At 57.8% G+C, this 11730-nt stretch carries 13 protein-coding genes; 5 read left to right on the top strand and 8 right to left on the bottom strand.

The window, feature by feature from the left end; translation table 11 throughout:
- Positions 1-20: 20 nt before the first annotated feature.
- Positions 21-251, bottom strand: coding sequence for a putative cation transport regulator ChaB (gene chaB / locus MXF20_RS15290; RefSeq protein WP_325970112.1), 231 nt, complete (start codon positions 249-251; stop codon positions 21-23).
- Positions 252-622: 371 nt separating this feature from the next.
- Between chaB and chaA the strand changes: the two genes are divergently transcribed.
- Positions 623-1714, top strand: a complete 1092-nt coding sequence (gene chaA, locus MXF20_RS15285; RefSeq protein WP_325970111.1) for a sodium-potassium/proton antiporter ChaA — start codon at positions 623-625, stop codon at positions 1712-1714.
- A gap of 249 nt (positions 1715-1963) precedes the next feature.
- Here chaA and kdsA read toward each other — a convergent pair whose 3' ends face one another.
- From kdsA to hemA, 6 genes are read right to left on the bottom strand one after another with little or no spacing between them, the layout of a single operon-like run.
- Entirely contained in the window at positions 1964-2818 is an 855-nt protein-coding gene (kdsA, locus tag MXF20_RS15280; RefSeq protein WP_325970110.1) for a 3-deoxy-8-phosphooctulonate synthase, read from the bottom strand.
- Positions 2819-2845: 27 nt separating this feature from the next.
- Positions 2846-3655: an invasion regulator SirB1 gene (sirB1, locus tag MXF20_RS15275; RefSeq protein ID WP_325970109.1), complete on the bottom strand. Its 810-nt coding sequence runs from the start codon at positions 3653-3655 to the stop codon at positions 2846-2848.
- Positions 3652-4050 (bottom strand): SirB2 family protein, encoded by a 399-nt coding sequence (locus MXF20_RS15270; RefSeq protein ID WP_325970108.1) that lies wholly within the window; start codon positions 4048-4050, stop codon positions 3652-3654. Before MXF20_RS15270 ends, sirB1 begins: the two co-directional genes overlap by 4 nt.
- A 9-nt stretch (positions 4051-4059) precedes the next feature.
- Entirely contained in the window at positions 4060-4890 is an 831-nt protein-coding gene (gene prmC / locus MXF20_RS15265) for a peptide chain release factor N(5)-glutamine methyltransferase (RefSeq protein WP_325970107.1), read from the bottom strand.
- Complete coding sequence (gene prfA, locus MXF20_RS15260) at positions 4890-5972, bottom strand: peptide chain release factor 1 (protein WP_058780680.1); 1083 nt, start codon at positions 5970-5972, stop codon at positions 4890-4892. Before prfA ends, prmC begins: the two co-directional genes overlap by 1 nt.
- 41 nt (positions 5973-6013) lie before the next feature.
- Complete coding sequence (hemA, locus tag MXF20_RS15255) at positions 6014-7270, bottom strand: glutamyl-tRNA reductase (RefSeq protein ID WP_325970106.1); 1257 nt, start codon at positions 7268-7270, stop codon at positions 6014-6016.
- Positions 7271-7486: 216 nt separating this feature from the next.
- On the opposite strand from hemA, the gene lolB reads away from it, so the two are divergent.
- The 4 genes from lolB to MXF20_RS15235 all read left to right on the top strand — a co-directional run bounded on the left by lolB (position 7487) and on the right by MXF20_RS15235 (position 11447).
- Positions 7487-8113 (top strand): lipoprotein insertase outer membrane protein LolB, encoded by a 627-nt coding sequence (gene lolB, locus MXF20_RS15250; RefSeq protein ID WP_021509937.1) that lies wholly within the window; start codon positions 7487-7489, stop codon positions 8111-8113.
- Positions 8110-8967, top strand: a complete 858-nt coding sequence (gene ispE, locus MXF20_RS15245; protein ID WP_325970105.1) for a 4-(cytidine 5'-diphospho)-2-C-methyl-D-erythritol kinase — start codon at positions 8110-8112, stop codon at positions 8965-8967. The genes lolB and ispE overlap by 4 nt, the downstream gene beginning before the upstream one ends.
- A gap of 137 nt (positions 8968-9104) precedes the next feature.
- The gene (prs, locus tag MXF20_RS15240) at positions 9105-10052 is read left to right on the top strand and encodes a ribose-phosphate diphosphokinase (RefSeq protein WP_006118899.1); all 948 of its coding nucleotides are present in this window, start codon (positions 9105-9107) and stop codon (positions 10050-10052) included.
- Positions 10053-10277: 225 nt separating this feature from the next.
- Positions 10278-11447 (top strand): GGDEF domain-containing protein, encoded by a 1170-nt coding sequence (locus MXF20_RS15235; RefSeq protein WP_325970104.1) that lies wholly within the window; start codon positions 10278-10280, stop codon positions 11445-11447.
- Here MXF20_RS15235 and ychH read toward each other — a convergent pair.
- A complete protein-coding gene (gene ychH, locus MXF20_RS15230; RefSeq protein ID WP_325970103.1) occupies positions 11444-11722 on the bottom strand; it encodes a stress-induced protein YchH in 279 nt (92 codons plus the stop codon). The two genes, MXF20_RS15235 and ychH, sit on opposite strands and share 4 nt — an antisense overlap.
- Between the last annotated feature and the right edge of the window lie 8 nt (positions 11723-11730).

Genomic DNA, 11730 nt, shown 5'->3' with positions numbered 1-11730 from the left:
CGCAATGGCCCGCGCGGGAGCTAGTGTTTAGGATGCCACTTATCGTCCTCGCCTTTGGTGTACTCTTTCTTGACCGCCGCCCAGGCGACCTTGTGCGCCACCTGTTCGCGCGATTCATCACCGCGCCGATCGTCTTCATCTTTATACTGATCCCAGGCGCTGTTGAACGCCTTTTGATAGATGGTTTGCGCATGGCTCGGCAGCACGTGGCGCACGCTATCGGGCAGTTCCCGGTTTGATGAATAAGGCATAGTTCCTCCTGTTTCAGGTTCCCTGTATAAGCCTGGAAGAGAACGGCAAAAACGCAAACCTGCTGTTTTGCTATTTAGTCAGATAAAAACCCCTCCAGGCCGGATAAAATTACGTTTTTAACCCACCCTATCCGGGTTTTTCTGCAGGATAGATGTTTAGTCATATCCCTTAACCTGCTGAGGAAATGCAGTAATTATCTGTTTAGCGCCCCTTTCGCTTCGTTCAGGTAAAAAAGACAAAAAGTAAAAACGCGTAAAAAATCTGCGTAAGCAGTGGTGAAAAGTTACACTGCGCTTCGTCAGATGAGTCACTATATTTATCAGGCAGCAATTGCCTGTTTTTTTGTTCTTTTTGCCGAAGAGGATGGCGCATGGCTGGACATGAGAAGACCCGACACAGCGAGTATTCGCTGATTTTCCCGATTCTGGCGCTGGCGGTGCTGAGCTTTTTTGGCGGCCAGACAGCGCTTCTGCCGGTAATCGGCATCAATCTGCTGGCGCTGGTGGCGATCCTTAGCAGCGCCTTCAGCGTCGTGCGCCACGCCGATGTACTGGCGCACCGCTTAGGTGAACCCTACGGCTCGCTGATCCTCAGCCTGTCGGTAGTGATTCTGGAAGTGAGTTTGATTTCTGCGCTGATGGCGACCGGCGACGCGGCACCCGCGCTGATGCGCGATACGCTCTACTCCATCATCATGATTGTTACCGCCGGACTGGTGGGCTGTGCCCTGCTGCTTGGCGGGCGTAAATTCGCGACCCAGTACGTTAACCTGGCCGGCGTGAAGCAGTACATGATCGCCATTTTCCCGCTGGCGATTCTGGTGCTGGTGTTTCCAAATGCCCTGCCCGGCGGCAATTTCACCACGGCGCAGGCGCTGATCATTGCCGCGATCTCTGCGGCCATGTACGGCGTGTTCCTGCTGATTCAGACCAAAACCCACCAGAGCCTGTTTGTTTATGAGCATGAAGACGAGAGCGATGATGGCGACCCGCATCACGGCAAGCCCTCCGCGCACAGCTCGCTGTGGCACACCGCATGGCTGATTGTGCACCTGATTGCGGTGATTAGCGTGACCAAGATGAACGCCAACACGCTGGAGTTGCTGCTCACCGAGATGAACGCGCCGGAGCAGTTCACCGGCTTCCTCGTGGCGCTATTGATTCTGTCGCCGGAAGGTCTGGGCGCGATTAAGGCGGTGCTAATGAATCAGGTGCAGCGCGCGATGAACCTGTTTTTCGGTTCGGTGCTGGCTACCATTTCATTGACGGTACCGACAGTGACCATCATCGCCACCCTGACTGGTCAGCAATTGATTTTCGGCCTTGAGCCGCCGCATATGGTGATCATGAGTGCGGTGCTGATTCTGTGCCACATCTCGTTCTCCACCGGACGTACCAACGTGCTCAACGGCGCGGCGCATCTGGCGCTGTTTGCCGGTTATCTGCTGACGATTATGCTGTGACGCTGGAATGAAGTGGTCGCCATAAATGGCGACCCTACAGCGCAGGGTGCGCTTTCATGCTCATCAGGTGAAACGGTCGCCATGAGCGGCGACCGTACAATGTAGGGCGCGCATTTATGCGCATCAGGTGAATCGGTCGCCATGAGCGGCGACCTTACAATGTAGGGTGCGCATTTATGCGCACCTGGATAGAGATATCTTAACGGCGCAATGACGGGGATGGTTTCTACGTCATTTGATTGATAACAATCAGTTACTGGTATCCAGCGCCGGGAAGCTTTTAACCAGATCGTCAATCGCTTTCATCTGCGCCAGGAACGGTTCCAGCTTATCGAGCGGCAGCGCGGATGGGCCGTCGCATTTGGCGCTGTTCGGCTCCGGGTGCGCTTCGATGAACAGACCGGCGATGCCTACCGCCATGCCCGCACGCGCCAGTTCGGCAACCTGCGCACGACGACCACCGGAAGCCGCGCCAAACGGATCGCGCGTCTGCAGCGCATGGGTGACGTCAAAAATCACCGGGCTGTTGTTAGTGACTTTCTTCATCACGTTGAAACCGAGCATATCAACCACCAGGTTGTCATACCCGAAGTTGCTGCCGCGATCGCACAGAATCACCTTGTCGTTGCCACCTTCGGCAAACTTATCGACGATATTGCCCATCTGGCCCGGGCTGACGAACTGCGGCTTCTTCACGTTGATCACGGCACCGGTTTTCGCCATCGCTTCCACCAGGTCGGTCTGACGCGCCAGGAAGGCCGGCAGCTGAATCACATCCACCACGTCGGCCACCGGCTGCGCCTGCCAGCTTTCGTGCACGTCAGTGATAATTTTCACGCCGAACGCCTGCTTCAGCGCCTGGAAAATTTTCATGCCTTCGTCGAGGCCCGGTCCACGGTAAGACTTGATAGAAGAGCGGTTGGCTTTGTCAAAAGAGGCTTTGAACACATACGGAATGCCGAGCTTGTCGGTTACCTTCACGTAATGTTCGCAGATGCGCATGGCGAGATCCTGGGATTCCAGCACGTTCATGCCGCCGAAGAGAACAAATGGCAGATCGTTTGCGACCTTGATATCGCCGATACTCACTACTTTCTGTGTCATGCCCTTTCCTTAAATGTCGGGGGACGCTTAGTGTAGCGTCACCTGTTTCTGTTCAATTGCGTGAATCTGCACTTTAATCATCTCGCTGACCGGGTCTTCAGGACACTGTTCAACGAAATAGGTCAAATCGGTCAGTGCGATATGCTCGCACTCCAGCTGGGCGTAAATCAAACCGCGGTCGCGAATCTCATAGGGATCGTCCGGGTCGATTTGCAATAGCACCTGGCTGACGTTGAGCGCCAGCTCCATCTGCTTCTCATCCATCAGCGCCGCTTTCAGCGTGTCGAGCATTTTGCGCATCACGCTGACGGTTTTCGCTTCATCGAGGTCGTCAGAGTAGAGCTTCGCCGTCGGGCTGATGTTGCCCTTCAGCCACACTTCCAGCGTATGGGTGTCGAGCGTCTCACCGTTAAACGGATTGATCAGCCACATTTCGCCGTCGAGCCAGTCGGCCCGCAGGATCAGCTGTGTCGGGAAGATCACCGGCATCAGCGGCAGCTCAAGCTCTTCGGCAATGTGCAGCAGAATCACGCCGAGCGACACCGCCGTGCCCTGCCGGCTCTTCAGCACTTTGTCGATCCACAGCGCGTCTGACAGATTGTAGACGCCGCTGGCGCCACCAAAACCCCACTGCTGGTAAAACAGATCGAGCAGCTTCTCCAGCTGCAGATCTGCATCCTGTTCGCTGCTGACATAACGCCGCGCCTCTTCAACCAGCTCAGCCAGCTGCTGCTGGACCGAGGGCGCGGAAAAATCGTTGCGTATGGCGCAGGTTGCGCCAATCACCGCTTCACTTAACGGTGTTTCACTGTAATCAAGTTGTACTGGCGAGGTCATACTATCCCCAATAACGGCATTTTGGTCATCGCCAGTTTAATCACGAACAATAACGCGACGATGGCGACTAAACAGGCGACCCAGCGGGTCGCCATGCTGCGCGGGCGACGACTCAATGCCACGGAACCTAAGGCGATGTAGATGATAACCGCTAACAGCTTCTCCGTCAGCCAGCTTCCTTGTGGGGTAAACGGATAAAAATGGGTGATCATCACCAGCGCTGCACCGCTAAGCAGCAGAAAAGTATCGTTGATATGCGGTGCAATGCGCACCCAGCGGCGCTGCAGCAGCGCAGAGCCGGTGGTCAGCCAGTAAAAACGCAGCAGAAACAGCGCGATGGTGATCGCGACTGTCAGCAGGTGAAAATTTTTAATCAGCGGATACCAGCTGGCCATAGTGCTTCCTTAAGTAAGTTGTCCAAGCGTGACGCGCGGATTGCCGCCATAATCCTTGACGGTATTGACCGCCTGAAAGCCATGACGGGTTAGCAGCGCGCGAACAGCCTCGCCCTGCTGCCAGCCGTGTTCCAGCAGCAGCCAGCCCTGCGGCTGCAACCAGTGCGGCGCGCGCTCTATGATTAATCGTAAATCGGCCAGCCCGGCTTCCTCCGCCACCAGCGCGCTGAGCGGCTCAAAGCGCACGTCGCCCTGCTGCAGATGTTCATCGGCGGCATCAATGTAAGGCGGATTGCTGACAATCAGATCGAAACGTTGGGCGGGGAGATCGTCGAACCAGTGGCTGAGCACAAATGCGGCGTTGGTGAGGTGCAGACGCTGGGCGTTGTCCTGCGCCAGGGCAACCGCGGCGGCGATGCGGTCGCAGCCGGTGATCAGACAATCGGGCCGCTCGCTGGCCAGCGCCAGCGCAATGGCACCGGTGCCGGTGCCGAGATCGAGCACGGCAGATGGCGTCGCGGGCAGCCGCAGCAGCGCCTGCTCCACCAGCACTTCGGTATCCGGACGCGGAATCAGCGTGGCATCACTGACGCGCAGCGGCAGCGACCAGAACTCGCGTTCGCCCACCAGATGGGCAATCGGCTCACCGCGCACCCGGCGTGCCAGTAATGTCTCCAGCTGTGCCTGTTGCGCCTCATCCAGCGGGCTGTCGTCAAATGCCACCAGCCAGCTGCGCGATTTACCGGTGACAAACCCCAGCAGAATCTCCGCGTCGCGCTTCGGGCTATCGCCTCCACACAGCGCGGCCTGCGCCTGCTGCAGCCAGCGCCGAACGTTCATCACTCCTGCCCGGCCAGTGCGGCCAGCTGATCAGCCTGATACTCCTGCACAATCGGCTCAATCAGCGTGTCCAGCTTGCCTTCCATGGTTTCGTCCAGGCGATACAGCGTCAGGTTGATGCGGTGATCGGTGACGCGCCCCTGCGGGAAGTTATAGGTACGGATACGGTCGGAGCGATCGCCGCTGCCCAGCAGGTTACGCCGCGTTGAGGCTTCCGCCGCCTGGCGCTTCGCCATTTCCGCCGCATGAATACGCGCACCCAGCACCGCCAGCGCTTTAGCTTTGTTTTTGTGCTGCGAGCGCTCATCCTGGCACTCCACCACGATGCCGGTTGGCAGGTGGGTAATACGGATCGCCGAATCGGTGGTGTTAACGTGCTGACCGCCGGCACCGGAAGAGCGGAAGGTATCGATTTTCAGGTCACCCGGATTGATGTCCGGCAGTTCGGCTTCCGGCAGTTCTGGCATCACCGCCACGGTACAGGCGGAAGTGTGAATGCGCCCCTGCGATTCGGTTTCCGGTACGCGCTGCACGCGATGGCCGCCAGATTCAAACTTCATGCGACCGTAGGCGCCGTCACCGGTGATACGTGCGATGACTTCTTTGTAGCCGCCATGCTCGCCGTCGTTGGCGCTCATGATTTCTACCTGCCAGCGACGCGCTTCGGCATAGCGGCTGTACATACGGAACAGATCGCCGGCGAAAATCGCCGCTTCATCGCCGCCGGTGCCGGCGCGCACTTCGATAAAGCACGGACGTTCATCGTCAGGATCTTTCGGCAGCAGCAGCACCTGAAGCTGCTGTTCCAGCACCTCGCGCTTGTCGCGCGACAGCTTTAACTCTTCCTGCGCCATGTCGCGCATTTCGGCATCATCGAGCAGCATTTCTGCCGTTTCGACATCTTCCTGCACCTGCTGCCATTCACGGAAACAACGAGTTACGTCGCTCAGCTGGGCATATTCACGTGATAACGCGCGGAAACGGTCCTGATCGCCAATCACGCCGGCATCGCCCAGTAACGCTTCAACTTCTTCATGGCGTTCCTGTAGCGCTTCCAGCTTGGCAACAATCGAGCTCTTCATCTAATAGAGGGTATCCCAGTGATAGGTCGTGACGGACCAGATTACTCTAAACCGAGGCTGTCACGTAAGATCTGCAGGCGTTCGCTGTCGCCATCGCGCGCGGCCTGCTGCAGTGATTTGGTTGGTGCATGAATTAAACGGTTGGTGAGCTTGTGCGCCAGTTCCTGCAGCACTTTCTCGGCATCGGCTCCCTGACGCAATGCCGCCAGCGCACGATCCTGCAGCTCGGCGCGCACGTCGTCAGCCTGCGCACGGTATTCGCGGATGCTCTCACCGGCGCTTTGCGCACGCAGCCAGGCCATGAATTCGCCGCTCTCCTGCACCACGATGCTTTCCGCCTGCACCGCCGCCGCTTTACGCTGCGCCATGTTCTGCTCGATGATCGCCTGCAGGTCATCCACGCTGTACAGATAGGCGTTGGCGAGCTTGCCCACTTCCGGCTCAACATCGCGCGGCACGGCGATATCCACCAGCAGCATAGGCTGGTTGCGACGCGCCTTCAGCGCACGCTCCACCATGCCTTTGCCGATGATCGGCAGCGGACTGGCGGTTGAGGAGATAATGATGTCGGCATCGGCCAGACGGGTTTCGATATCGGCAAGGCCGATCACTTCGGCACCCACTTCGTCTGCCAGCAGCTGCGCGCGTTCGCGCGTGCGGTTGGCAATCATCAGTTTGCGCACGCTGTGCTCGCGCAGATGGCGCGCCACCAGTTCGATGGTTTCGCCGGCACCGACCAGCAGCACATTCACGCTGCTGAGTGATTCGAAGATCTGACGGGCTAAGGAGCAGGCAGCGAAGGCGACCGAGACGGCGCTGGCGCCGATTTCGGTTTCGGTGCGCACGCGCTTGGCCACCGAGAAGGTTTTCTGAAACATGCGTTCCAGCTCGCTGGTCAGCGCATGGTCGCGGGAGGAATCCGCGTGGGCTTTTTTAACCTGACCGAGAATCTGAGGCTCGCCGAGCACCAGCGAATCCAGCCCGCTGGCCACGCGCATCAGGTGGCTGACCGCCGCATTATCCTGATGCCAGTACAGGCTGTTGCGCACGTCCTCTTCACGCAGGTCGTGATACTCGCACAACCAGCGCACCAGTCGCTCCTGCAGATCGGCCTGCTGCTCTACGCTAAGGTAGAGTTCCGTCCGGTTACAGGTAGAAAGCACCACCCCGCTCTGCACCATCGGCTGGGACAGCAGGCTGTTCAGCGCCTGGTCCAGCGTGTCTGGCGTGAACGAAACGCGTTCGCGCAGCGCAACAGGAGCGGTTTTGTGGTTGATTCCGAGAGCAAGCAGCGTCATGGTGATTCGGGTTGGGAAGTCCCAATAATTGTCAGGTTTTGTGTTGCGCATTCTACAAGATGCAACAGATCAAGAAAAGCCATACAAAGCCTATGACTGTAATAAGATTAAACTGATCGTGCGCAATTATCCTGATATCGCCATTGACGGCACAGAGACGGATGGTTAGCGTTACCGGTTACGACGTAAAAACGTGTCTGAGGAGACGACCACGTGATGCATTTGCCCCCGCGCCAGCTGTTGCGCCTTTTGCCCCTTGCCAGCGTGTTGCTGGCTGCCTGTAGCATCAATAAACCGCAGCAAGGTCCCGGTCCCAGCACGACATCGCCGCAGTGGCAGCAACACCAGCAGGCGGTAGCGAAAATCACCCAGTACCAGACGCGCGGCGCGTTTGCCTATCTGTCGGATAAGCAAAAGGTTTATGCCCGCTTTAACTGGCAGCAAACTGCTGCAGACCGCTACCGTCTGCTGCTGACTAACCCGCTCGGCAGCACCGAACTGCAGCTCGACGCGCAGGGTTCGGTGGTGCAGATTGTCGATAACAAAGGCAAACGCTACGTCAGCAACGACGCGGAAAAGATGATTTCGCAGCTTACCGGCATGGATATCCCGCTGGCGAACCTGCGTCAATGGATGATGGGTCTGCCGGGCGATGCCAGCGATTACCAGCTGAACAACAACTATCAGCTGCAAAGCCTGACCTACAGTCGCAACGGCCAGCAGTGGAAAGTGAATATCAGCGATTACGACAGCAAGGTGAACCCGCCACTGCCAGCCAACCTCGAACTGACCGAAGGCGGTCAGCGCATCAAACTGCGTATGGATAGCTGGACCACACAATGATCACCACCTGGCCTGCGCCGGCAAAGCTCAACCTGTTTCTCTACATCACCGGCCGTCGCGCTGACGGCTACCACAATCTGCAGACGCTGTTCCAGTTTCTCGACTTTGGCGACACGCTGGAGATCACGCCGGATAATAGCGGCCACATTACCCTGCTGACGCCGCTGGACGGCGTGGCTGACGCTGACAACCTGATTGTGCGGGCGGCGCTGGCGCTGCGCGCTGCGGCGCAGGACAAAGGTACGCTGCCGGCGCAGGCCGGAGCGCGCATCGCACTGGAGAAACGCCTGCCGATGGGCGGCGGTCTGGGCGGTGGCTCGTCTGATGCGGCGACGGTGCTGGTGGCGCTGAACCATCTGTGGCGCACCCGGCTGAGCGTCGACGAGCTGGCATCGCTTGGCGTGCGGCTCGGTGCCGATGTGCCGGTATTCGTGCGCGGTCACGCGGCGTTTGCCGAAGGCGTCGGCGAACAGCTGCAACCTGCAAATCCTGCGGAAAAATGGTATCTGGTGGCCCATCCAGGCGTCAGCATTGCCACCCCGGATCTGTTCCGCGATCCTGAACTGACGCGCGATTCACCAATACGCACATTAGATGAACTGTTGCAGCGCCCATTTCACAATGATTGTGAAGCGGTAGCAAGAAAACGTTTTCGTGAGGTTGATGCGCTGCTTTCCTGGCTGCTAGAATACGCGCCGTCGCGCCTGACAGGGACCGGCGCTTGTGTGTTTGCTGAATTTGACACCGAGTCCGCTGCCCGTCAGGTGCTGGAGCTTGCCCCGAAATGGATGTGCGGATTTGTGGCGCGCGGGCTTAATCTCTCGCCGTTGCAGCGCACCCTTTCCGGGCTCTAAGCGTATGCGTGACAGTGTCACCCTGTTCCAGACACTGCACGCGACGCATTAACACACCCGTATGAACAGGCTCAAACGTATTCGCCGGTTATTTTTGAGCGGTTCATTCTCTGGACGCCAAGCCTGAGGTTCTTCTCGTGCCTGATATGAAGCTATTTGCTGGTAACGCCACCCCGGAACTAGCACAACGTATTGCCAACCGCCTTTACACCAGCCTCGGAGACGCCGCTGTCGGTCGTTTCAGCGATGGTGAGGTAAGTGTACAGATTAACGAAAATGTACGCGGTGGTGATATTTTCATCATCCAGTCCACCTGTGCCCCCACCAACGATAACTTGATGGAGCTGGTTGTGATGGTCGACGCGCTGCGTCGGGCTTCTGCTGGTCGTATTACTGCTGTCATCCCTTACTTTGGCTATGCCCGCCAGGACCGCCGCGTGCGTTCTGCCCGTGTGCCAATTACCGCCAAAGTTGTGGCTGATTTCCTCTCCAGCGTCGGCGTGGACCGTGTACTGACGGTTGACCTGCACGCTGAACAGATCCAGGGCTTCTTTGATGTCCCGGTAGATAACGTGTTCGGCAGCCCGATTCTGCTGGAAGATATGCTGCAGATTGGTCTGGAAAATCCGATTGTGGTTTCCCCGGACATCGGTGGCGTGGTGCGCGCGCGTGCTATCGCCAAACTGCTCAACGACACCGACATGGCCATCATCGACAAACGTCGCCCGCGTGCGAACGTGTCGCAGGTGATGCACATCATCGGTGACGTTGCCGGTCGTGACTGCGTACTGGTCGACGATATGATCGACACCGGCGGTACGCTGTGCAAAGCGGCTGAAGCGCTGAAAGAGCGCGGTGCAAAACGGGTGTTCGCGTACGCTACTCACCCGATCTTCTCTGGCAACGCGGTAGAAAACCTGCGCAAATCCGTGATTGACCAGGTCATTGTGTGCGACACCATTCCGCTGTCGGAAGAGATGAAGTCGCTGCCAAACGTGCGTACCCTGACGCTGTCTGGCATGCTGGCCGAAGCGATTCGTCGTATCAGCAACGAAGAATCGATTTCTGCGATGTTCGAACATTAATTGTTCAGGAAAACCGGGCGGTCAGCCCGGTTTTTTTATGACCTCGCCGCTGCCTGAAATCCGGATAAAGCCGCTTTCTCCGCCGATATTTGCGCGATAAATGGCCTCAAATCCCGCTAATATCCTCGCCTTCCACTCTTTTCACCTGACAGATGCATCCGTGCTTTAGCGGTCCAGTGATTAGTGGTATTTTTCACCACACTTTTGCTGAGAACTCCGACCACTATGCCACTCGACATCTATACGTTGTTTGTTTGCGAGCTCTACGTGCTGGGGTTTCTGAGCATTATTCTGGTTTTTGCCTGGGTCGGCGCGCAGTACGATCGGGTACTCGGTTTCACTACGCTGGCGCTGGTCCTGACGCTCGCCGCCGTGCTGCTCAGCAGCCTGCGCAGTGGCGGTTTGCACTTTCTGCCGGTGGCGGTCGGGAATGTCATCATGCTGTTGGCTTACGGCAACCTGCTCAACGCCTTTCGCACCTTTTGCCATCAACCGTTGGGTTTCAGCTGGATCGCCGCTGCGCTGTTGTGGGCGCTGCTCTGTACCTTTCCGCAGTTCTATTACAGCCAGCCGAAACGCGTGCTGATGATGTGCCTGCTGTGCATTATCTTCACCGCCGCGCTGATTCGTCTGCTGTGGCAGGCACGCGCGACGCTGACCGTGACCTTCTGGCCCGCGCAGATATTGCTGTGGATCCACATGTTGTTTCACGTGGCGCGGATTTTCCTTGATGATGCGGTGGCCACGCCGGTACACGGCGCCATTGGCGGTTCCACTTTTTCGGTGTACGTGATTCTGGAATCGATTTTGTTTGTTATCGGCCTGACCTTCACCATCCTGGCGATGGTGAATGAGCGCACGCAGATTGCCCACAAGCTGGCGTCGCTGCACGATCCGCTCACCAGCGTATGGAACCGTCGCGCGCTGTTTGATGCCGCGGAGAAACTGCTGCTGCGTCACAGACGATTGCCGCAGCCTTATATCTACAGTGCGGTGTTATTTGACCTCGACCATTTCAAAAGTATCAACGATCGCTACGGTCATCAGCAGGGCGACCGGGTACTGATCGATTTTTGTCAGGTGGTAAAAGCGTTAATACCGGTTGAAGGTCAGTTTGCCCGGCTGGGCGGCGAGGAGTTTGCCGCGTTGCTACCTGGCGACAGTGACCAGGCACAGCGGCTTTGCGAGCGTATCCGGCTGGCGACACAGCTGTCGCAACCTAACGACATTTGTTACACGGTGAGTATTGGCTTCGCCACTGCCAGCCAGCAGCACCAGACCTTTCCCGCACTGCTGGCGCTGGCGGACGAAGCGCTGTATCGCGCGAAAGCCGGCGGACGTAATCGCGTTGAATGCTATCTGACGCCGCAACCGGCCATCGCCGAAGCCGGTTAATGAGATGAGCGGTGATCGCGGCGGCAGCGTTTGTCGCCGTAGTGACGCAGCCAGAAATAGCGGTCTTCCACCCTCTCCCGCCCGCTGACGCGCGCGCCGACCAGCCACAGCAGCGCACCGACGAAAATACTGAACATCGCTCCATGCGCGAGAAACTGCGGCAGGTTAACCGACGGCAACTGGTTAATGATGGAATAGCCCACCCCCAGTACCATGGTCAGCAAGCCGAGACACATCAAACCGTTACCGACGGTGCGGCAGTGTTGACGTTTCATGATTCACC

This window comes from Pantoea dispersa (assembly GCF_035783935.1).
In the GTDB taxonomy this organism is placed as follows: Bacteria; Pseudomonadota; Gammaproteobacteria; order Enterobacterales; family Enterobacteriaceae; genus Pantoea; species Pantoea dispersa_C.
Note: the sequence above shows the minus strand (reverse complement) of the source record. Positions and strands in the feature narration are given on the sequence as shown.

Excerpts from the sequence above, each read along its gene's own strand:
- chaB (WP_325970112.1), bottom strand. The coding sequence starts at position 251 with ATGCCTTATTCATCAAACCGGGAACTGCCCGATAGCGTGCGCCACGTG.
- chaA (WP_325970111.1), top strand. The coding sequence starts at position 623 with ATGGCTGGACATGAGAAGACCCGACACAGCGAGTATTCGCTGATTTTC.
- kdsA (WP_325970110.1), bottom strand. The coding sequence starts at position 2,818 with ATGACACAGAAAGTAGTGAGTATCGGCGATATCAAGGTCGCAAACGAT.
- sirB1 (WP_325970109.1), bottom strand. The coding sequence starts at position 3,655 with ATGACCTCGCCAGTACAACTTGATTACAGTGAAACACCGTTAAGTGAA.
- MXF20_RS15270 (WP_325970108.1), bottom strand. The coding sequence starts at position 4,050 with ATGGCCAGCTGGTATCCGCTGATTAAAAATTTTCACCTGCTGACAGTC.
- prmC (WP_325970107.1), bottom strand. The coding sequence starts at position 4,890 with ATGAACGTTCGGCGCTGGCTGCAGCAGGCGCAGGCCGCGCTGTGTGGA.
- prfA (WP_058780680.1), bottom strand. The coding sequence starts at position 5,972 with ATGAAGAGCTCGATTGTTGCCAAGCTGGAAGCGCTACAGGAACGCCAT.
- hemA (WP_325970106.1), bottom strand. The coding sequence starts at position 7,270 with ATGACGCTGCTTGCTCTCGGAATCAACCACAAAACCGCTCCTGTTGCG.
- lolB (WP_021509937.1), top strand. The coding sequence starts at position 7,487 with ATGCATTTGCCCCCGCGCCAGCTGTTGCGCCTTTTGCCCCTTGCCAGC.
- ispE (WP_325970105.1), top strand. The coding sequence starts at position 8,110 with ATGATCACCACCTGGCCTGCGCCGGCAAAGCTCAACCTGTTTCTCTAC.
- MXF20_RS15235 (WP_325970104.1), top strand. The coding sequence starts at position 10,278 with ATGCCACTCGACATCTATACGTTGTTTGTTTGCGAGCTCTACGTGCTG.
- ychH (WP_325970103.1), bottom strand. The coding sequence starts at position 11,722 with ATGAAACGTCAACACTGCCGCACCGTCGGTAACGGTTTGATGTGTCTC.